The 19,537-nt window shown below is 59.4% G+C and carries 20 protein-coding genes and 1 tRNA gene; 13 read left to right on the plus strand and 8 right to left on the minus strand.

The features are described from left to right. Positions 1–26: 26 nt before the first annotated feature. Complete coding sequence (locus K9B32_RS10620) at positions 27–899, minus strand: ATP-binding protein (protein WP_224561842.1); 873 nt, start codon at positions 897–899, stop codon at positions 27–29. A 209-nt stretch (positions 900–1,108) separates the two neighbouring features. Here K9B32_RS10620 and yajC point away from each other — a divergent pair, with 209 nt between their 5' ends. The 8 genes from yajC (at position 1,109) to K9B32_RS10660 (ending at position 8,028) form a co-directional block, all read left to right on the plus strand. Then, the gene (gene yajC / locus K9B32_RS10625) at positions 1,109–1,456 is read left to right on the plus strand and encodes a preprotein translocase subunit YajC (protein ID WP_007788914.1); all 348 of its coding nucleotides are present in this window, start codon (positions 1,109–1,111) and stop codon (positions 1,454–1,456) included. Positions 1,457–1,512: 56 nt separating this feature from the next. After that, a complete protein-coding gene (secDF, locus tag K9B32_RS10630; protein ID WP_224561843.1) occupies positions 1,513–4,074 on the plus strand; it encodes a protein translocase subunit SecDF in 2,562 nt (853 codons plus the stop codon). Between the two features lie 4 nt (positions 4,075–4,078). Then, positions 4,079–4,465, plus strand: a complete 387-nt coding sequence (locus K9B32_RS10635) for an Mth938-like domain-containing protein (RefSeq protein WP_224561844.1) — start codon at positions 4,079–4,081, stop codon at positions 4,463–4,465. Positions 4,466–4,467: 2 nt separating this feature from the next. Further along, positions 4,468–5,319, plus strand: a complete 852-nt coding sequence (locus K9B32_RS10640) for a phytoene/squalene synthase family protein (RefSeq protein WP_224561845.1) — start codon at positions 4,468–4,470, stop codon at positions 5,317–5,319. Between the two features lie 69 nt (positions 5,320–5,388). Beyond that, positions 5,389–5,856 (plus strand): hypothetical protein, encoded by a 468-nt coding sequence (locus tag K9B32_RS10645; RefSeq protein ID WP_224561846.1) that lies wholly within the window; start codon positions 5,389–5,391, stop codon positions 5,854–5,856. Between the two features lie 194 nt (positions 5,857–6,050). Continuing rightward, positions 6,051–6,710, plus strand: a complete 660-nt coding sequence (locus tag K9B32_RS10650) for a peroxiredoxin (protein ID WP_224561847.1) — start codon at positions 6,051–6,053, stop codon at positions 6,708–6,710. Between the two features lie 36 nt (positions 6,711–6,746). After that, a complete protein-coding gene (locus K9B32_RS10655) occupies positions 6,747–7,784 on the plus strand; it encodes an MBL fold metallo-hydrolase (RefSeq protein WP_224561848.1) in 1,038 nt (345 codons plus the stop codon). A gap of 25 nt (positions 7,785–7,809) precedes the next feature. Continuing rightward, a complete protein-coding gene (locus K9B32_RS10660; RefSeq protein ID WP_224561849.1) occupies positions 7,810–8,028 on the plus strand; it encodes a GDCCVxC domain-containing (seleno)protein in 219 nt (72 codons plus the stop codon). Here K9B32_RS10660 and K9B32_RS10665 read toward each other — a convergent pair. The 4 genes from K9B32_RS10665 to K9B32_RS10680 form a co-directional block, all read right to left on the minus strand. Then, positions 8,016–8,609, minus strand: coding sequence for a class I SAM-dependent methyltransferase (locus K9B32_RS10665; RefSeq protein ID WP_224561850.1), 594 nt, complete (start codon positions 8,607–8,609; stop codon positions 8,016–8,018). The genes K9B32_RS10660 and K9B32_RS10665 overlap by 13 nt on opposite strands. A 93-nt stretch (positions 8,610–8,702) precedes the next feature. Beyond that, entirely contained in the window at positions 8,703–10,136 is a 1,434-nt protein-coding gene (gene trmFO / locus K9B32_RS10670) for a methylenetetrahydrofolate--tRNA-(uracil(54)-C(5))-methyltransferase (FADH(2)-oxidizing) TrmFO (protein ID WP_224561851.1), read from the minus strand. A 77-nt stretch (positions 10,137–10,213) separates the two neighbouring features. Next, the gene (locus K9B32_RS10675) at positions 10,214–12,280 is read right to left on the minus strand and encodes a pyridoxamine 5'-phosphate oxidase family protein (protein WP_224561852.1); all 2,067 of its coding nucleotides are present in this window, start codon (positions 12,278–12,280) and stop codon (positions 10,214–10,216) included. A gap of 48 nt (positions 12,281–12,328) precedes the next feature. Further along, positions 12,329–12,946 carry a glutathione S-transferase family protein gene (locus K9B32_RS10680; RefSeq protein WP_224561853.1) on the minus strand — a complete coding sequence of 206 codons (618 nt, stop codon included), beginning with the start codon at positions 12,944–12,946 and terminating at the stop codon, positions 12,329–12,331. Positions 12,947–13,076: 130 nt separating this feature from the next. On the opposite strand from K9B32_RS10680, the gene K9B32_RS10685 reads away from it, so the two are divergent. Then, positions 13,077–13,946: a LysR family transcriptional regulator gene (locus K9B32_RS10685; protein WP_224561854.1), complete on the plus strand. Its 870-nt coding sequence runs from the start codon at positions 13,077–13,079 to the stop codon at positions 13,944–13,946. 44 nt (positions 13,947–13,990) lie between these two features. Here the strand turns inward: K9B32_RS10685 and K9B32_RS10690 are convergent, their stop codons facing one another. The 3 genes from K9B32_RS10690 to K9B32_RS10700 form a co-directional block, all read right to left on the minus strand. Beyond that, positions 13,991–14,194: a hypothetical protein gene (locus K9B32_RS10690; protein WP_007788934.1), complete on the minus strand. Its 204-nt coding sequence runs from the start codon at positions 14,192–14,194 to the stop codon at positions 13,991–13,993. A 265-nt stretch (positions 14,195–14,459) separates the two neighbouring features. Then, entirely contained in the window at positions 14,460–14,603 is a 144-nt protein-coding gene (locus K9B32_RS10695) for a DUF1127 domain-containing protein (RefSeq protein WP_016553778.1), read from the minus strand. A gap of 297 nt (positions 14,604–14,900) precedes the next feature. Beyond that, the gene (locus tag K9B32_RS10700) at positions 14,901–15,047 is read right to left on the minus strand and encodes a DUF1127 domain-containing protein (RefSeq protein ID WP_007788937.1); all 147 of its coding nucleotides are present in this window, start codon (positions 15,045–15,047) and stop codon (positions 14,901–14,903) included. An 856-nt stretch (positions 15,048–15,903) separates the two neighbouring features. On the opposite strand from K9B32_RS10700, the gene K9B32_RS10705 reads away from it, so the two are divergent. The 4 genes from K9B32_RS10705 to tig all read left to right on the plus strand — a co-directional run bounded on the left by K9B32_RS10705 (position 15,904) and on the right by tig (position 19,500). Next, positions 15,904–17,007: a DUF2157 domain-containing protein gene (locus K9B32_RS10705; RefSeq protein WP_224561855.1), complete on the plus strand. Its 1,104-nt coding sequence runs from the start codon at positions 15,904–15,906 to the stop codon at positions 17,005–17,007. Between the two features lie 11 nt (positions 17,008–17,018). Beyond that, entirely contained in the window at positions 17,019–17,591 is a 573-nt protein-coding gene (locus K9B32_RS10710; protein WP_224561867.1) for a GDYXXLXY domain-containing protein, read from the plus strand. A 155-nt stretch (positions 17,592–17,746) separates the two neighbouring features. Beyond that, positions 17,747–17,831 (plus strand) — tRNA-Leu (locus K9B32_RS10715). 187 nt (positions 17,832–18,018) lie between these two features. Beyond that, positions 18,019–19,500: a trigger factor gene (gene tig, locus K9B32_RS10720; protein WP_224561856.1), complete on the plus strand. Its 1,482-nt coding sequence runs from the start codon at positions 18,019–18,021 to the stop codon at positions 19,498–19,500. The last annotated feature ends 37 nt before the right edge of the window (positions 19,501–19,537 follow it).

The raw sequence follows: 19,537 nt of genomic DNA on the forward strand, positions 1-19,537 counted from the left end.
CCGGTCTCAAAGCCGGGCTTTTGTCATTATGCGCGGTCGAGTGCAATGCGCATCCGGCCGGCGAGATCCTGAATGTACTGCCAGGCGACGCGGCCGGAACGCGCGCCACGCGTTGTGGCCCATTCCAGTGCCTCGGCATGCATCTTTTCGCGATCGATGGGTAGCTTGAAATGATCTGCGTAGCCGTCGATCATCGTCAGATAGTCGTCCTGGCTGCATTTGTGGAATCCGAGCCAAAGGCCAAACCGGTCGGACAGCGAGACCTTTTCCTCGACCGCTTCGGAGGGATTGATCGCCGTCGATTGCTCGTTCTCCATCATGTTGCGCGGAAGCAGGTGGCGCCGGTTCGAGGTCGCATAGAAGAGAACGTTGTCTGGCCGACCCTCTACGCCGCCATCAAGGGCTGCCTTGAGCGATTTGTATGCCGTGTCATCGTGATCGAACGAGAGGTCGTCGCAGAAAACGATGACGCGGTGGGGCGCATCCTTCAGCAGATCTAGCAGCGTCGGGAGGCTCGCGATATCTTCCCGATGCACTTCCACCAGTTTCAGCGACACGCCGCTCTCACGCCGCACATCTTCATGGACGGCCTTGACCAGCGAGGACTTGCCCATACCGCGCGCGCCCCAAAGGAGAACGTTGTTCGCCGGATAGCCTTCGGCAAAGCGAACCGTGTTTTCGTGGAGGATATCCCGCACGTGGTCTACACCACGGATCAGCTTCAAGGCGACCCGGTTCGGTCGTGCAACTGGCTGGAGGTGCTGGCGGGCAGGGGACCAGACGAAGCAATCGGCGGCGTTCCAGTCACTGACAGCGGGCGCGGGGCCGGCCAACCGGTCGATCGCATCCGTCAGTCGGCGCAGTTCCGTCAGAATGGCGTTGTTGACGTCTTCGGCCATGGGCCTTCCTCCTGAATTCTGGTTGCAACCAGCCTGCTATGTCTTTTGACTGCGGCGTAGCATGGCCTTTTGCGAGCGGAAAGGTTATGAGGCAGCGGAATCGGTACGGTTTCCGGCTGTTTCTGTTGCATTCGCAAAGACCATAATTATAGTCCGGCCACCCGAGAAAAGGCGGAGTTCCGCCACCGGAAAGCTTTGAGGAGTTTAGCATGTTCATCACCCCGGCATTTGCCCAGGCTGCCACCGACACTGCGGCGTCGCCGTTCGGCTCTGGCCTAGAAATGATCATCCTTTTTGTGCCGCTGATGGTTGTCTGGTACTTCCTGTTGATCCGTCCGCAGCGCGCGCAGGCCAAGAAGCGTGAAGAGACGCTGAAGGCGATCCGTCGCGGCGATCAGGTCGTCACCGGCGGCGGTCTCGTCGGCAAGGTCACCAAGGTTGTTGACGACAAGGAACTCGAAGTGGAAATTGCAGACGGGGTTCGCGTTCGCGTCGTTCGCACCGGCATTTCGGAAGTTCGCGTCAAGGGTGAGCCGGTGAAGGCAGACGCTGCATAGTATTGCAAACCTAGCCGCGAACCGGATTGGTCCGGATCGGAAATTGTCGAGAGAAAATGCATCGTTTTTCCCGCTTGAAGGCCGTTCTGATCTGGGTTTTGGTACTGGTGGCCGTGATAATCGCGGCCCCAAATTTATTGTCGGACGGGCAGCGTTCTAAGCTGCCCGCATGGTTGGCTCATAGCCGTGTTGTCCTTGGCCCTGATGTGCAGGGCGGTTCCCATCTGCTTTTTCAGATCGAGCGCTCCGATATCGTCAGGGAACGGCTCGAGCGTACGGTTGCGGACGTCCGTGGCAAGTTGCGCGAATCTAACATTCGCTATACCGGCCTGACCGGTAACGACCAGGACGTCACCGTCAGGATTACCGATGCCAGCCAAGTGGACGCTGCGGTCAATGCCTTAAGCGCGCTGACTGCGAGCAGGAAGAACGGCTGGTTCGGCGGCTCGGTCCAGAATGTATCCCTGGACAGAGGTAACGGCGGGCAGCTTACGCTACGAATTTCAAACGACAGCATCGACGAAGGCATCACAGCTGTCCAGGTGCAGTCGCTGGAGGTCGTCGAGCGTCGCATTGCCGGCCTGGAGATCAAGGATTTTTCTGTTCGCGCAGATGGCCGCGACCGCATCGACGTCAAAACGCTCGGCTCGATCGACGTTGAGCGGCTGAAGAATATTCTGAACGAACCGGCTCAGCTTGCGGTTCGGATGATCGATGAAAGCATGTCCGGGCAAGAGGCCCTTGCCGGTCGCTGGCCTGCGACCTCCGAAGTGCTCTATTCGCTTGACGATCCGCCCGTTCCTCACCTCGTCGATCGCACGGATTTTATAACGGGCAAGAATCTCGTCGATGCTCAGGCGGTCGTCGATCCGCAAACGGACGCGGTCGCCATCAGCTATAGGCTGGATGGTGAAGGGACCGAGCGCCTGGCCCAGAAGACGCGCCAGAATATCGGCCGACACCTTGCCATACTCTTCGACGATCAGGTCATGGCGGCGCCGCTCATCAACGCGCCGATCTTGGACGGCACCGGAAGCGTACCGGTCAGCTTCAGCGAGGACGGAGCCCGCGATGTTGCGCTGATGTTGCGAAGCGGCGCTCTGCCGGCGACGTTGACGACGGTGGAGGAGCGCACCGTCAGCCCCACTCTCGGCGCTGAATCGAAGCGCGCCGGTTTGGTCGCCGGCTTCGTCGCTGCGATCCTTGTCACCGGGTTGATGTTTGCCTTCTATCGAAAGCTGGGCATCATCGCCGGCATTTCGCTTGTCCTGAACCTCCTCCTGATTCTCGCTGTGCTGAGTGTGATCGGCGCAACGCTGACATTGCCCGGCCTCGCTGGCATTGTCTTGATCATGGGCATGGCCGTCGATGCCAATGTGCTCGTCTACGAGCGAATCCGGCAGGAGGCGAAAGCCGGCCATTCCTTCGCGGATGCGATCGATAACGGGTTTTCTCGTGCGTTCCTGACGATCCTTGATGCCAATGTCACCATCGTCATTGCTGCGGTCATTCTCTACTATCTCGGCAGTGACACCGTTCGCGGTTTTGCCGTGACTCTGGCGGCGGGAATTCTGGCGACTGTCTTCACCACCTTCACGCTGACGCGTTGGATTGTCGTCACCTGGCTCCATCGCAAGCATCCGCGGCATCTGCCCAGGGATGTTCAGACAGGCATCTTCGATCACGCGAACATCCGCTTCATGGGCATACGGCGGTACACGTTCACGGCGTCGGCGGCGCTTTCGATACTGGCGATGGTCGGCTTCGCGACGGTTGGCGCAAACCTTGGCGTTGACTTTGCCGGCGGCTCGCTTGTCGAGGTCAAGGCGAAGCAGGGTATTTCCGATCCGGATGATATCCGCGCGCGTCTTGGCGATCTGAACATCGGGGATATCGAGGCCCGTCGCCTTGCCGATGCCTCAACGGCGTTGGTTCGCATTCAGGCGCAAGGTGGCGGCGAGAATGCCGAACAGTCGGCCATGACCTTACTGCGCGATGAACTGGGTGATGACTACGAAATCCGGAGCGTGGAGGTTGTCGGCCCAGCCGTGTCGGGTGAACTGACGAGGGCCGCGACATTGGGCATACTCGGTTCGCTCGCTGTCATCCTCCTTTACATCTGGCTGCGTTTCGAATGGCAGTTTGCGATCGGTGCGATCATCGCGACCCTCCACGATATCATCTTGACGCTGGGCCTCTTCGTGCTGACAGGCATGGAATTCAATCTAACGAGCGTTGCGGCCATCCTGACGATTGTCGGCTATTCGCTCAACGATACAGTCGTGGTCTATGATCGGATGCGCGAAAATCTGAAGCGCTACCACAAGATGCCTCTGCCGATCCTGATCGATGCCTCGATCAATCAGACGCTGTCGCGCACTGTTTTGACGGCTGCGACGACATTGCTGGCCTTGCTGGCGCTCTGCCTGTTCGGTGGTGAAGTGATCCGCCTGTTCGCCTTTGTGATGCTGTTCGGCGTTGCAGTTGGCACCTTTTCCTCCATCTACATAGCTGCGCCCGTGCTGATTGCTTTCAAGCTCCGGCCGGACGCGGTCAATAGTGATCAAAATAAGAAAGTGGCCGAGCCGGGTACGAACTCCGGCAATCCGGCAGTGTGAGAATATGGCAAGAGGCATAGAAATCCGCGAGGCGCATTTTCCTGGACGCGCGCCCATCGATACCTACGGCAACGGCGGTTTCCGTTTCGCCGACATGTCCCATCGCGGATCGATCCTTTGCCTGCCGTCCGGTATCTATGGCTGGGATATGGACATGTCGAAGCCGCTGTCGATCGAGAATTTTCAGAAGGTGCTCGACGAGGCAGCCGAGATCGAGGTCCTGCTGATCGGCACAGGGAACGATATGGGTCCGATCCCGGCTGATCTGAAGGCTGTGTTAAAGGCCGCCGGCATTTCATCCGATCCGATGAATACGGGTGCTGCGGTTCGCACCTTCAACATCATGCTGATGGAATCCCGCGCCGTCGCCGCGGCGCTGATAGCGGTCTGACGATGGCCGATCAGCCTTTGACGAACCAGGACATCTGCCTGGCGACGCTGCGCGACAACGACCGCGACCGGTACCTGGCCTGCCTGCTGTCGCCGGAAAGCAAGCGGGACGCATTGGCGGCCCTCTACGCATTCAATGCCGAGCTTGCACGCATTCGCGATCTGGTGCACGAACCCCTTCCGGGGGAGGTTCGCATGCAATACTGGCGCGACCTGCTGGAGGGGAGCGCGCATGGCTCCACCCAGGCAAATCCAATCGCCGCTGTCTTGTTATCGACAATCGAAGCCCACCGCCTGCCGCCGAAGACCCTCGTAAACATGATCGATGCTCGCATCTTCGATCTCTACGACGATCCGATGGAGACGCGCGTCTCGCTCGAAGGATATGCCGGCGAGACGGCGTCTACCCTCATTCAATTGGCTAGCCTGGTACTTGCGCCGGAGGAGGCTGCCAGATCCGCTGAGGCTGCTGGGCACGCAGGTGTTGCGCAGGCCATCGCCGGCCTCCTGCTTTTGATGCCGCTGCATCGTCACCGCGGACAGCTCTATATTCCCCTTGAAATCCTATCCGCGACGGGACTTGATCGCGATGCGTTTCTTGCCGGGGAGGACAAGTCGCGCATCTCTGCAGCGATCGAAGCTTTCGCCGGGCTCGGCCGCGACCATCTCGCCAGGGCGAGAAGTGTTGCGATATCATCGACCGTATTTCCGGCATTCCTGCCTGTCGCGCTGGCAGAGCCTGTACTTGTCAACGCTCAGAAGACAGGCGCAGGATTGTTCGAGCGTCGGTTGCAGCGCTCGCAGCTGCGGCGCCAGGCGGACATGCTGCTCGCGTTGATGCGCAAGAAAATCTGACTTTTGTTCAAACTCGCGCAAGGCTCGTGCCTTATAGAAGCGTCGTTGCAGCTTTGATCGGAGAGCGATGTGAGCATTATCGTCTGGTGCGTTATATTCGCGATCGTCATTTTCATCGCCTTCATTTCGACGCGCATGGCGGCGCAGAACAAGGAAGATGGCCTTCACGATACCGGACTCGCGATCATCGAGTTCAACCGGGCTTTTCCCACTGAAGCAATCCGCCAGTTGCAGGCCACCGCCAACGGACAGGCAGTGTTCGTACGCCTGCATGACAACAAGGCGGGCTTCATGCGCAACATGCAGAGACATTATTCATGCCACATCATCGAGCCGGGCAGGGTGCGTGTCTTGAGTTCGGAAACGGGCAGCGGCCTCAGCATCGAGTTCCTTGACGCTCCGCATCAGAGCGGCACGTTCGAATTTGCCTCCTCCAAGGAGGCATCCGAGGTCTCTCTCTGGCTGCTCGGCAACTACGTGGCCGAGCCGGACAAGGCATTGGCGTCGCACAATTCCATAGCCACAAACGGCAAGTAGCGAAGCCCCTGGCGAACCGGCATATCGTTTCGCCGCAGTCGTTCCGCATTCACGATCATCCTTATCGGCGTAGCCTCTCGCGTTAGGCATGGCTGCGGCCGTTTTGCCGTTGCCTGCCGCCCGAAATAGGCGCAAGATTTGCGCTCATCCGGCAATGTTTGAGTTTGTGTTCACAAACGCGATGGAGGTGCGTGATGCTTGCAATCAATGATACCGCTCCGGATTTCGAAGCCCAAACGACCGAAGGCAAGATCAGTTTTCACGAGTGGATCGGTAACTCCTGGGCGGTGCTGTTTTCGCATCCGAAGGACTTTACCCCCGTGTGCACAACTGAACTCGGCTACATGGCGCGGATCAAACCTGAGTTCGACAGGCGCGGTGTGAAGATCATCGGCCTCTCGGTCGATCCGCTTGAACGCCATGCCAGCTGGATGAAGGACATCGAGGAAACACAGGGCTACCGCCCCAACTACCCGATGATCGCCGACGTCGATTACACCGTGTCGAAGCGCTATAACATGCTGCCCGCTTTGGTATCCGGCGATCCGACGGAGCGCACGCCGGCCGACAACCAGACCGTCCGGAACGTTTTCGTCATCGGCCCCGACAAGAAGATCAAACTGGTTATGGTTTATCCCATGACCACCGGTCGCAACTTCGATGAGGTGCTGCGAGTTATCGATTCGCTCCAGCTGACCGCCAAGCACAAGGTTGCTACGCCCGTGAACTGGAAGAACGGTGAGGACGTGATCATCGCCGGTTCGGTCTCCGACGACGACGCAAAGAAGCAATATCCGCAAGGTTGGCGAGCACCGAAGCCCTATATCAGGATCGTGCCGCAGCCGCACGGATAGTCCATTGCAAACTGTGCCGCCACGATGGAGGTAGGGATGATCTTCCGGCAGCTGTTCGATCCGGTGTCGAGTACTTATTCCTATTTGCTGGCAAGCCGGAAGGGCGGCGAGGCGCTGATCATCGATCCGGTGCTGGAAAGGGTCGATCGCTACCTCCAACTCATCCATGAACTCGACCTGAAGCTGGTCAAGGCCGTGGACACGCATCTCCACGCCGATCACATTACGGGCCTTGGCGCTCTACGCGACAAAACCCACTGCATCACAGTGATGGGGGAGCAGACAAAAGCCGATGTCGTTTCGATGCGGCTCTCTGATAACGACAAGCTGACCATCGAGGGGCTTTCCTTGGACGTGATCTATACGCCGGGCCACACGGACGATTCCTACAGTTTCGTGCTGCCCGACCGCGTATTCACCGGTGACACCCTGCTCATCCGCGGTACCGGCCGCACCGATTTTCAGAACGGTGACCCGAGAGCGCAGTTCGAGTCGATTTTCGGTCGGCTTCTGAAGCTTCCGGACTCAACACTGGTTTTCCCGGCGCACGATTACAAGGGGGATACGGTCTCCACCATTGGCGAGGAGAGGGCCTTTAACCCGCGCCTGCAGGTGACGTCTGCCGATGAATACGCGGACCTGATGAACAATCTAAAACTCTCGAATCCGAAGATGATGGATGTCGCCGTGCCCGCCAATATGAAGGTCGGGATGAACCAGGATAACGTCATGCGCCACGGCTGGGCGCTGACGGCGCAACAGGCGCTGAGTGTCGTCGGCCTCGGGGATGTCGCTTTGATCGATCTACGCGAGAACGCCGAGCGGCAGCGAAACGGTACGATTCCTGGCTCACTGCATGTGCCGTATCCCTCGCTCGAGGAAAGCATAGGTGCAGGCGGGATGCTGCATGAGCTGGCAAGCTCAACCCGCAAGAGGCTGCTTTTCTACTGCGCCTTCGGTGAGCGATCGGCAATGGCCGTGCAGGCAGCGCACGACGCCGGCCTTCCCCTGGCTTTTCACATTCAAGGCGGCATCGACGCCTGGAAGAAAGCGGAAGGACCGATCGCGCATTAGCGAGCAGCCAACATGAGGCCATGCAATGGTCGAGCGGCGATCAATTCTGACGTGTCCCATCTGCAGCCACCGATCGGTAGAGACGATGCCGGTTGACGCCTGCGTTTGGTTCTACGAATGCCGAGGCTGCGGCGCGACGCTCAAGCCGAAGGACGGTGATTGCTGCGTTTTCTGCTCGTATGGGTCGGTTCCTTGCCCACCGGTTCAAGACCGGAACGCCCCGCCCTTTTGTCACGCGACTTGAAACACAGCCGCGTAGTGGTAGGGCGGGAGATCGACGATCCGCAGCATGTGAAAGCCAGCGGCTTCAACGACGGCTCGGACGGACTCGGGTGGCATACGCATCTCGGTGCGCGGTCCGCGCGGCTTGCCGAGGACCACCGTTTCCTCTCGCGGCACTGGATGCCAGTTGATGGTGCAGAACACCCCGTTCGGTCTCAGAACTTCCCTTACGGAACGTGCAAGCCCGATCTGGTCAGAAACACCGTGGAAAGTATTGGCGATCAAGACAAAATCGACCGGTTCGTCAAGGCGTTCGGCCAAGGACGTGGCGTCCGCGCAAATCCACTGGCGAACGGACGCGCCTCTTCGTTCAACTTCGGCCTTCGCCAGATCGATCATGGCGGGATCGAGATCGAGCGCCGCCAGACGTCCGTCGACCAATGCTGCGAGCGGGCCGGTGAAATAGCCGTCGCCGCAGCAAAGGTCGAGAACGCTCATGCCCTGCCGGATGCCGACCTGTTGAAGGAGCCCTTCGGGATCAGGCCACAGCGCAGACCACCAATCCCGGTCCGGCATGGACGTGCCTTGAAACAATGCTGCCATAGGCGTGCGCCCTTCAACGACATTTCACTACAACATTGGCGATCGTGCCGGTGAGCTCGGATCCGCCGAGAGGGGACCGCGAGCGCTGTCTGATCATGCACTCTCCGCGAGATGAGCGTCGAGCCCCAGCCAGTTCGCGCAATCGGCAAGCGCGCGCCTGGCGATCAACTGTCGCTTCATGATCGTCTTGTCCTTGCCGCGGAAACGCTTGACACCTTCGGGCTTGACGATCGAACCGGGCTCAAGTTCGGGAAAGAGGCCGAAGTTGATGTTCATCGGCTGGAAGGACCGCTTGCCAGGTTCCTCGTCGTTGACGATGTGGCCGCCAGTGATGTGGCTAAGCAGCGAGCCGAGCGCCGTCGTTGCAGGAGGCAGCGATACAGCTTCTCCTTTGCGCTCGGCTGCAGCAAACCGGCCGGCCATCAGCCCGACGCTCGCGCTTTCGACATAGCCTTCGCATCCGGTGATCTGCCCGGCAAAACGCAGGCCGGGGCGGGACTTGAGCGTGAGGGAAGGGTCGAGCAGTGTCGGCGAATTGATATAGGTATTGCGGTGAAGGCCGCCGAGGCGGGCGAATTCGGCGTTCTGAAGTCCCGGGATCATGCGGAAGATCTCCGCCTGAGCGCCGTATTTCAGCTTCGTCTGGAAGCCGACCATGTTGTAGAGCGTGCCGAGCGCATTGTCCTGCCGCAACTGAACGACAGCGTAGGCCTTGACGGTCGGGTTATGCGCATTGGTCAGGCCCATCGGTTTCATCGGGCCGTGACGCAGCGTCTCGCGGCCGCGCTCCGCCATTACCTCGATCGGAAGACAGCCATCGAAGTAGGGCGTTCCTTCCCATTCCTTGAAGCCGACCGTATCGCCGGCAATCAGAGCGTCCACGAAAGCGTTGTACTGCTCTTCGGTCATCGGGCAGTTGATGTAATCTTTGCCGGTGCCGCCGGGACCGACCTTATCGTAGCGCGATTGGTACCAGCAGGTATCCATGTCGATGCTGTCACGATGAACGATCGGCGCGATCGCATCGAAAAAGGCCAGCGCGTCCGCACCCGTCTCGGCCTGAATCGCGCTTGCAAGGGAAGGGGCAGTCAACGGGCCGGTGGCAACGATGGCGAGGTCCCATTCTTTCGGCGGCAGGCCGGTCACTTCTTCACGAACGACCGTGATCAGCGGATGCTCGTGAATCGCCTTGGTCACGGCGCCGGAAAATCCGTCGCGGTCGACAGCCAGTGCGCCACCTGCCGGGACCTGGTGCTTGTCGGCGCACGCCATGATCAGAGATCCCGCCATGCGCATCTCGGCATGGATAACACCGACCGCGTTGCTGGTCGCGTCGTCTGACCGGAAGGAGTTGGAGCAGACGAGCTCGGCCAGGCCGTCGGTCTTGTGGGCGTCGGTGCCGCGCACGCCGCGCATCTCGTGCAGGATGACAGGCACCCCGGCATTTGCGATCTGCCAGGCCGCCTCTGAGCCGGCGAGCCCGCCGCCGACCACGTAAATGGGAGAGTAGGAAGAGGTCTTGTTCATGCGCGGCTGATTACCACGCTAGGGCGCCGCAGGAAACCGAAGAAATTGGCGACTGGTCGATGCCGGCGCCGATGTCTTCAGATATCCAACTCCAGCCGAGCGCCGGTGTCGCTCGCTGCTGGCACGGTGCAGCAGATCAACGCTTCGTCATCGGCGGTGTCGGCGCTCGGCTCCTGCGTATAGGCGACAGCGCCGGAAAGAATTTTCGTCCTGCAACTTCCGCAATTGCCGAGACGACAGCTGAATTCGGGCGCCAAGCCACGCGCTTCGGCAAGCTCCAACAGCGTGCCCGATCCCGGCTCCCAGCGCGCTTTCTTACCTGAGCGCATGAAATAGACGGGCTGCGGGTCCTCAGCGGCGCGCGCTGGCGATCGCTTGGCCTCGTCTCGCGATCGCTGGAAAGACGCGGGTCCAAACGCTTCGGCATGGATACGGCCATCGGCAATATTCAATGCGCGCAAGCCGTCATAGACAGACTGCATGAAGCCGGTTGGACCGCACAGATAGAAGTCATAGTCGTTGAACGGCAACACCCTGCTCAGCAGGCTCATGTCGACACGTCCTTGCTGTTCGTAGTCTTCGCCAGCAACCGTATCGGACGTATCGCTGAGCAACCGGACCAGCTTGACGACACCGCCGGACGCTTCGGCGAGTGCCTGCAGTTCGGTATCGAATGCGCGTTCGGACTTATTACGCGCGGAATAGATCAGCCAGGTTGGTCGGATCCGTCTGGTGCGCAGTCCCTCGTAGACGACATGCCGCAGCATGGCGAGCAGCGGGGTGATACCGATGCCGGCCGCCAGCAAAACGGCAGGACGTGTCTCCGCGGCATCGATCGTGAACGCACCGGCCGGCGCGCGGACCTCGATGATGTCTCCTTGTCGGATGGCATCATGAAGATGCGTGGAGACAAGCCCCTCGCGCTTGACGCTGATGCGATACGTGCCATCGGAGGGCGCCGAGGAGATCGTATAGGTGCGAACCGCCGGCACATCCGTTCCCGCGATCTTGATGCGGATCGGCAGGTGTTGGCCGGAGACATGCGGAATGATCCCGCCTTCGTCTGTTGGTTCGAGATAGAAAGAGCGCACGCTGGCATTCTCCTGGACGATGCGGGTGACGCGACAGGGCCGCCAGCTTTTGGTGAGTGCTACCGCACGAAGCCGCGCGGCGGCTTCGTCCCAGCTGCCGGTCATCAAGGAGTTGGGAGATGCCCCATCCGCAGGCGACCGCCAGCGAAGCGGCAACGCTTCTTGCCTGTAGACGATTTGCGTCGGGCGAAAGCGCCACAGCCGCTCCGCGCCCTGGAACGCTGCTATCTCAGGTGATTCCAGAATAACCTGCGCGTCGCCCGATAATTGCAGCAGATCGCCACTCTCGAAATCCGCGAAGACCAGCCCGGCCCGTGGGTTGGCGAGGATGTTACCGAGCGTGTTGAAAAAGAGATTGCCGGCAAAGTCCGGGATCGTCAGAACGCCGTCCTCGCCGATCCGCACGAAACCCGGCCTGCCGCCGCGATGCGAAACATCGATTTGGCGCCCTTCACTGTCGCGGTCGACATACGAGGCAACGAAAAACGTATCCGCTTTGGCAATCATTTCGGCGGGACGACCGTCAAGGCTGCCGGAACTGACGGGGTCGTATCCGGAAGGTTGCATCGGATCGCGTGCGAACTCGAAATCGCGCAGCTGGATATATTGCGGGCAGTTGCCATAGGATTGCCCCACGCGCACATCGAAGCCGTCCTGCCCAGTTCTATGGACAGTGCCGTTCAGCCGGTTGCGACGGCGCGTATGGAGTTCGATGCCGAGCATGGCGATGGCCTCGCCGTCGTCCATTCCAGCGTCGGCCGGATCAAGGTGCTCCCGCGGAAGGCGGACGCTCAGCGTGTGAATATCAGGGCTCCGAAGGAAGCCCGGCTGATTGGCACGCAGCGTTGCCCATGCATTGCCGTGCGCATCTACCGTGCCCAGGACGACAAAAGGCAGCTGCGGATAGAACTGGCGGTGCTGATCGATCAAGTGATCTCGCAGAACGCGCCGGCCCACCTCGTTCATTCGCTCGGCAACGCCGACTTTTTCCTGCAGTGCAATCTCTCCGGCATGCCAAGGAGAGGACATGGTGCTCTGTGCATCGGTAGACATAACTGCCTCCTTGACGGCTCGTGGTCGGCCGCGGCGCGATGAACCGCCTCAAGCCGCCTCGACAATACCGACTGGCGATTTCTGGAATGGTTGAAAGCCGGGGAGGGCTTCGATCCGCTCAAGCCATGCCGTTACGTTGCGGTAGGCGGACCGATCGACGTTTCCTTCCGGCGCGCGGGCGATGTAGCTGTAAAGGGCGACATCGGCGATGGTCGGCCTGCTTGCGGCGATCCACCCGCGGTCGACCAGGCGGTCATCGATCACTTGAAGGATTCGATGCGCTCTCGCGATGACCTCTTCGGTGTCGAACTTCGCTCCGAACAACGTCACAAGCCTCGCCGCGCACGGGCCATAGGCGATCTCGCCGGCAGCGACTGACAGCCAGCGCTGGACCGCCGCTGCAGCTGCCGGCTCTTCGGGGAGCCATCCTTCGGGTGCGTACTTCTTGGCGAGGTAGACGAGGATGGCATTGGAGTCGCTGATGATGACATCGCCATCTTCGAGCACCGGCAACTGTCCGAAGGGATTGAGCGCAAGGAAGCTGGCGCTTTTGTGCTCTCTGGCAGCAAGGTCGACCTGCAAGACATCGGCGTCGATGCCGATCAGCGACAGAAAGAGGTGGGCGCGATGGGAATGACCCGAGAGAGGATGTGAGTAAAGCTTCATCGGTCTGGTCTCCGTGTTGAGGTAACCAGACAATAATTGTTTCCAATGGCGTGCTGAATTGTGATTATATGAAAGAGACTATTTCATTTTGCGGAATATTGCGGGCGAGCAAATGGATCGGCTTCAATGCATGAGGATTTTGGTCAAGGTCGCCGAGACAGCGAGCTTTGCACAGGCTGCACGTCAGCTTCACATGAGTCCACCGGCAGTCACACGCGCGATCGCTTTTCTGGAGGAAGCCACAGGGGCGCGGCTCTTCCTCCGCTCCACGCGCTCCGTAAAGCTGACGCCGTCGGGCAGCCGGTATGCTGAAGACTGCAGGAGGATACTCAGCGATATCGACGAGGCGGAAGCATCGGCTGGTGGATCTCATTCAACGGCGTCGGGAATCCTGACCATCACAGCACCGGTTCTGTTCGGTCAGATCTATATCGTCCCTGTTATGACGGAGTTTCTCAGCATGCAGCCAGCCGTCACGGGGCGCGTCCTCCTCTTCGATCGGATGGTCAATCTTGTGGAGGAGGGCATCGACGTGGCCATCCGCATCGGCCACCTGCAGGATTCGGATCAGCAGGCGATAAAGGTCGGGAGCGTGCGCCGCGTCGTCTGCGGAGCGCCGGCCTACTTCGAGCGTCACGGCGAACCGGCAACGCCAGCCGACCTCACCCGGCACGTAACTATTGTGAATACGGGGTCATCGGCGCCGTTGGACTGGCACTTCGCGCCCAACCATACGCCCGTCAAGCTTCATCCGCGCATGTACTGCAACACTGTCGATGCATCGATCGCAGCGGCGGTGACTGGATGGGGCTTGTCACGGACGCTATCCTATCAGGTGGCGGAGCATCTCGCTGCCGGTCGGCTGAGAACAGTGCTCGAGGATTACGAGGAGGAGCCACTGCCAATCCACGTCGTTCATGTGGAGGGTAGGCATGTCTCGGCCAAGACGCGCGCGTTCGTTGATTTCGCGGTTCAGAAGATAAAGTCCATCGGACTCTGAATGCCGGGATCAGCAAGATGCCGCATTGGGGGCATCCGCGAAGCTCAAGCCATTGTTCTGGCCGACGCTTCGTAGCGTTTTGACAGGAAGCTTATTCGATCGAGGTTGTTCAGGATATCGACCATGTCGCATGCTTCGCGCCACGTCATCCGGGCCATCCGAACGCCGTTCAATTCGGCCGGCTGTTGTGTCGTGGCATCGACAACGGTCCACAAACCGTCCTCCATGCGAAGATTATATCGGCACATTGCGCATGTCTCCGTTAGGCAGCGGCCGGATAGTTTCACAATGATTAATATTAGTCCACCCTAAAGAATGGCCGCGATCGCGGTGTCAACAGGGCAGTGCAGATTGGACTCTGTCGCCATTCGCGCGCTCGCACCGCCGTAGTTATTCGGTTTCTGGGGATTTGGTTCGCGATCGTATCACGTTAGCGGCGCCCATCGCAGTGAAGGGCCCAGAATCAAAAACGGCGCCAAGGGCGCCGTCTTGGAAGCTTCACGCTCGCCGCTATTAGCGGAACGAGCGGGAAGCGATCGTGCGAATGTCGTAGCGGCTAACGCCAATGTCGGCGAGCGTCTGATTGGAAAGGCTGCCAAGTTCGCTGAGCGTACGGCGGTAGCTAATCCAGCTTTTTGCAATGCGGATCGGGTTCATGTTCGTCTTCCTCAGAATGATCGTCGAGAGCGGCGCCATCGCCGTCTCCTCGTTGACATCCATATAGGCGTTCCCAGTCATATTGTGCAGTGCAAAGAAAAGGCATCTGCTATGCAATTGTGCATGCGATGCCCATTCCAAATGCAGTGATTACTTTTTGAGCGCCACCATGAGGGAGGTGGAATCGGCCGCAACTATTGCGGAAGCTGATAGCCAGACAAAAGAAAACGCCCGTTGCCAGGGGCAGCGGGCGTTGTGTCAAGGCGATCTGCTTGGGAGGACAGCGGATCGCTTGGATTAGCGGGCAGAAGCCTCGCGAGCAACACGATTGATGTCAGAACGGTCGATACCGAGATCGTGCAATTCGCGGTTGGTCATGCGGCCGAGTTCGGTAACGGTCTGACGGTACTTGCGCCAGTTGTTGAAGGAGCGTGCAAAGTTCATTTTAATCCCCTTTCCTAGGGCTTGCCATTTGCCAGCTGCCGCCGATCGGCGCTGACCTCTATTTGATGACCAGAATATATGCTGCACTGCGAAGTCGTGCCAGAGACAAGTTTTCAGACCACCTATGCGCCGGATGCAGATCTCGCGCCGCCATTCACGCGATCCAGCCGATATTTGGTCAATCATTAGGCAGAATGGCTTGCAGCCGATCGGCTGTCGCCTGCCTTTTCGCCTGCCGGTCGGCATATGCGGTTACGGAGTTCAAGTAGGGACTCCCGCAGGGTTGCGGCCGTCCGTCACTGGCTGCGAGTCGTCGCTGCATCCGATGCGCTCGCCGCCAGGCCGGTTGTCGGGGTGCAATGCGCGGGAGAGGCATCGGCGCTGCCCTGGAGGCACTGGAAAATTGGCTTATGATATTGTCTGTTATCGAAAACCAAACGCCCACCGGGGGAGGATCCGGTGGGCGTCATTAGGGCGACTGACAACTGGGAGGAGGAGTGTTGTCAGTCCATCGGAGGGCGCTGGGAGGAGGAGTGCGCTGCTCCGAATTTCGTCACGAAGATCATCTTCGAAGGCTTCCGGAGGACCGGAGGCCGGGACGCCATCCCCTGCCTTGTGAAAAGTAATATAAATCGTCCCGCGTTAATTTGCAGTGCAATATACTCATGCTTCCCATGCGGCAGGTGCATGGCTTGAGAGAACGGCATGTATATTAGCGATTTGACGTTATCGATCGGTTGATACGCACCCCGAAATCACCCAATGAGGAATTCGTATGGGAATATTTCCCTCATGCTCAATCAACGGCTATAAAGCAAAACAGAAGCGCGTCATCGCGCGTTTGGCGGAGTAGGGCATGTACCGCGGTCGATTGGAGCGAGATCTTTCGGTTTGGGTGGAAAAGGGGCTGCTGCCGGAAGCGACTGCGGGAGCGCTGCTGAAGGAATATGATGCCCGCCCGGCGAGCTTCAGCCTCGGCAAGGTGCTTACGATACTCGCGGCAATCCTGCTCGGGGCCGCGATCCTGCTGGTTGTCGCTTCGAATTGGGAGGCCATTCCGCGCCTTGTGCGGCTCGCCGTCATTCTTGCAATCATCTGGGCCGTGCATCTCGGCGCGGCGTTTATGCTGAGGCGCGGCGCAACGGGGGCGGCGGGCGGACTGCTGGTGATTGGAACCTTGTCTTTCGGCGGGGCGATTTCGCTGGTCGGGCAGATGTACCATCTGTCGGGGGACGAACTGACGGTGATGTATGTTTGGTTTGCCATGGCGGTGGTTTCGGCGGTCCTGTTCCGCTCCGGCGTTGTTGCTGCAGTGGCGGGCTTTCTGTCCTGGGGCAGCTTTGCCGCCTATCTTGATACCTACGATACGCGTTGGGTGGGTCTCGATCCTTGGGTTGTGCCGCTCATGGCGGCGGTGGTCGTTGGTCTCGTGCGCTTCACCGGCGCAGACCGTGTGCGTCATCTGGCGTATCTGCTGCTCGTCGGCTGGCTTACTTGGCTCTATGCGGTGAACGAGAATTTCTGGCTCGCGCTCGCCTACGCCATCGCTGGCATGCTGGCCTTCGTGCTCGTTAGCCTGCCGCTGCCGCGCCTTTCCACGCTCATCAAAACAGCTGGTTCGGCTCCGGCCTTCTACACCTTCCTTGTCGCCCTGATTGGGCTGTTCTTCCTGCATGTTGAACTCGAGCATGGCTGGCAGTTCGTAACATTGGCGCTCGTGACGCTGGGGGCCGCGGTCCTTGCGATTGCGCTCCAAGGCCGGAACAATGGCGCGGTGCGCTATCTGGCTTATACGGCGTTTGCCGTCGAGCTGCTCTACCTTGCATCGGTGACCGTCGGCTCGATTCTTGGCACATCGAGCCTCTTCTTGTTCTCGGGGCTTTTCGTTGCGGCCGTTGCATGGATCGTCATTCGCCTCGAGCGCCGATTTGCCGTTAGAACCCCGGAGGCAAGCTTGTGAGCATTTTTTCGATGCAAGGCTCAGGGCGCCGCTACATTGTCGCTGCGATCGTCGTTGCTGCCCTCCAGACCGCCGTTCTTGGCTATGTGATAGAGAGCCGCGCATCGATCCTGCGAAGCGGCGCCGACGTTCTTCTAAAAACTGCCCCCGTTGATCCGCGCGATTTTCTCCGGGGTGACTATGTGGTGCTGAACTACGAGATATCCTCGGTCCCGGTCGCGTCGATCATTGGTGGTGCGCCGCAGGATCAGGGCAAGAGGAGCCTTTGGGTGCGGTTGAAGGCCGGTGATGGCGGATTCTGGGGCATTGTCGAATCATCGTTCGAACATCTGCCGCAGCAGCCGGGCACCGTGGTTCTGCACAGTAGACCCTTCTATAGTTATGGTCCCAATTCCGCCGACCATATCCGCGTCGAATACGGCATCGAACGCTACTACGTTCCTGAAGGGCAGGGGACGGCCCTCGAGAAGGCCCGCCAGGGCGGTGACGTCTCCATCGCCATTCGCGTCGGGTCCGACGGGACGCCGCAGATACGCAGCCTCCTCGTCGACGGCAAGCCCGCTTACGACGAGCCTCTTTATTGAGTTGAGGCCAAATGGGTGTGGAAGCCTGCGAGTGCGGGCAAAATCACTGTCATTTGCCCTTCATTTTTCCTTTGCCTCTACCAAATCGGGTGATATAGAGACGCCGCGCTCCGGAAGGCCTCATGTGCAGGCATATGTATGCGGTTTTTGAGAACGCGGGTATGGTGAAATTGGTAGACACGCCAGATTTAGGTTCTGGTGCCGCAAGGCGTGGGAGTTCAAGTCTCTCTACCCGCACCAAAGCTGGCTTGCAGGCGGGGGGACCGGCAACAGGTGTCCCTCGATTACCCGGCAGCAAAGCGCCGTTCCGCCTCGGGTGGAATGAATAAGAATTGAGAACAAGCCACGCCCGGCAATTTTCCGGCGTCGTGCTCATCGAAACGAACGGCGTCTGGGCACGGCCGCCACGAAATGAAGGTAGGAAGACATGCAGGTTATCGAAACGCTCGCTGAAGGGCTGAAGCGCGAAATCAAGGTCGTAGTCCCGGCCAAGGACATGGAAGTCAAGTTGAACGAGCGTCTTGCCGACGTGAAGGACAAGGTCCGCATCAACGGCTTCCGTCCGGGCAAGGTTCCGGCCGCTCACCTCAAGAAGGTTTACGGCAAGTCCATCATGGCCGACCTCGTCAACGAGATTGTCCGCGAGCAGCCGACCGCCATCCTCGCAGAGCGCGGCGAAAAGTCCGCGACGCAGCCGGAAATCGCGATGACGGAAGACAAGGACGAGGCAGACCAGATCCTTGCCGCTCAGAAGGACTTCGAGTTCACGCTTTCCTACGAAGTTCTGCCGCCGATTGAGCTGAAGTCCAACAAGGGCATCAAGATCACGCGCGAAGTCGTCGACATTTCCGAAGAGGAAGTCAACGAACAGGTTCTGAAGGTCGCTGAAAGCGCCCGTTCCTACGAAACCAAGAAGGGCAAGGCTGCCAACGGCGACCGCATAACGATGGACTACGTCGGCAAGGTCGACGGCGTTGCCTTCGATGGCGGCACCGACCAGGGCGCAGAACTCGTTCTCGGCTCCGGCCGCTTCATCCCTGGCTTTGAAGACCAATTGGTCGGCGCCAAGGCTGGTGATGAAAAGACCATCACCGTCACGTTCCCCGCCGACTACCCGGCCAAGAACCTGGCTGGCCAGGAAGCCACCTTCGAAGTCACCGTCAAGGATGTTGCTGCTCCGGCCGATGTTGAGATCAACGACGAGCTGGCAAAGAAGCTCGGCCTCGAATCGGCTGACCGCCTGAAGGAAATCGTCCGCGGCCAGATCGAGTCGCAGTACGGCTCGATGACCCGTCAGAAGGTCAAGCGCCAGATCCTCGATCAGCTCGACGAAATGTACAAGTTCGAGACCCCGGCTTCGCTCGTCGACGCCGAGTACAACGGCATCTGGAATCAGGTCGCCAACGACCTCGCCCAATCCGGCAAGACCTTCGAAGACGAAGACACGACGGAAGAGCAGGCTCGCGAAGAGTACAAGAAGCTTGCTGAGCGTCGCGTTCGCCTTGGCCTCGTTCTCTCGGAAATCGGCGAAAAGGCCGGTGTTGAGGTGAGCGAAGACGAAATGCAGCGCGCTATCTACGAGCAGCTGCGTCAGTATCCGGGCCAGGAAAAGCAGATCCTCGACTTCTTCCGCAGCCAGCCGGGTGCAGCCGCCTCGATCCGTGCTCCGATCTTCGAAGAAAAGGTCATCGACCATCTGCTGACCGAGATCGACGTTACGGATAAGAAGGTGACCAAGGAAGAGCTTCTCGCCGACGAAGAAGGCGAAGGTTCCGAGAAGGAAACCAAGAAGTCCGCTCCGAAGAAGAAGGCTGCTGCCAAGGCAGAAGCTGCTGAAGGCGAAGAAGCCGCTGCTCCGAAGAAGAAGGCTGCTCCGAAGAAGAAGGCTTCCGAGGACAGCGCCGAGTAATCTTCGGCCAGTTCAATTTACAGAAAGCCCCGCGCCT

It is taken from the genome of Rhizobium sp. 3T7, assembly GCF_020166565.1.
In the GTDB taxonomy this organism is placed as follows: Bacteria; Pseudomonadota; Alphaproteobacteria; order Rhizobiales; family Rhizobiaceae; genus Rhizobium.

Excerpts from the sequence above, each read along its gene's own strand:
- K9B32_RS10710 (WP_224561867.1), top strand. The coding sequence starts at position 17,019 with ATGCAAGGCTCAGGGCGCCGCTACATTGTCGCTGCGATCGTCGTTGCT.
- K9B32_RS10680 (WP_224561853.1), bottom strand. The coding sequence starts at position 12,946 with ATGAAGCTTTACTCACATCCTCTCTCGGGTCATTCCCATCGCGCCCAC.
- K9B32_RS10650 (WP_224561847.1), top strand. The coding sequence starts at position 6,051 with ATGCTTGCAATCAATGATACCGCTCCGGATTTCGAAGCCCAAACGACC.
- K9B32_RS10705 (WP_224561855.1), top strand. The coding sequence starts at position 15,904 with ATGTACCGCGGTCGATTGGAGCGAGATCTTTCGGTTTGGGTGGAAAAG.
- secDF (WP_224561843.1), top strand. The coding sequence starts at position 1,513 with ATGCATCGTTTTTCCCGCTTGAAGGCCGTTCTGATCTGGGTTTTGGTA.
- tig (WP_224561856.1), top strand. The coding sequence starts at position 18,019 with ATGCAGGTTATCGAAACGCTCGCTGAAGGGCTGAAGCGCGAAATCAAG.
- K9B32_RS10675 (WP_224561852.1), bottom strand. The coding sequence starts at position 12,280 with ATGTCTACCGATGCACAGAGCACCATGTCCTCTCCTTGGCATGCCGGA.
- K9B32_RS10690 (WP_007788934.1), bottom strand. The coding sequence starts at position 14,194 with ATGTGCCGATATAATCTTCGCATGGAGGACGGTTTGTGGACCGTTGTC.
- K9B32_RS10635 (WP_224561844.1), top strand. The coding sequence starts at position 4,079 with ATGGCAAGAGGCATAGAAATCCGCGAGGCGCATTTTCCTGGACGCGCG.
- K9B32_RS10640 (WP_224561845.1), top strand. The coding sequence starts at position 4,468 with ATGGCCGATCAGCCTTTGACGAACCAGGACATCTGCCTGGCGACGCTG.
- K9B32_RS10700 (WP_007788937.1), bottom strand. The coding sequence starts at position 15,047 with ATGAACTTTGCACGCTCCTTCAACAACTGGCGCAAGTACCGTCAGACC.
- K9B32_RS10660 (WP_224561849.1), top strand. The coding sequence starts at position 7,810 with ATGGTCGAGCGGCGATCAATTCTGACGTGTCCCATCTGCAGCCACCGA.
- K9B32_RS10620 (WP_224561842.1), bottom strand. The coding sequence starts at position 899 with ATGGCCGAAGACGTCAACAACGCCATTCTGACGGAACTGCGCCGACTG.
- K9B32_RS10665 (WP_224561850.1), bottom strand. The coding sequence starts at position 8,609 with ATGGCAGCATTGTTTCAAGGCACGTCCATGCCGGACCGGGATTGGTGG.
- K9B32_RS10695 (WP_016553778.1), bottom strand. The coding sequence starts at position 14,603 with ATGAACCCGATCCGCATTGCAAAAAGCTGGATTAGCTACCGCCGTACG.
- trmFO (WP_224561851.1), bottom strand. The coding sequence starts at position 10,136 with ATGAACAAGACCTCTTCCTACTCTCCCATTTACGTGGTCGGCGGCGGG.
- K9B32_RS10655 (WP_224561848.1), top strand. The coding sequence starts at position 6,747 with ATGATCTTCCGGCAGCTGTTCGATCCGGTGTCGAGTACTTATTCCTAT.
- K9B32_RS10685 (WP_224561854.1), top strand. The coding sequence starts at position 13,077 with ATGAGGATTTTGGTCAAGGTCGCCGAGACAGCGAGCTTTGCACAGGCT.
- yajC (WP_007788914.1), top strand. The coding sequence starts at position 1,109 with ATGTTCATCACCCCGGCATTTGCCCAGGCTGCCACCGACACTGCGGCG.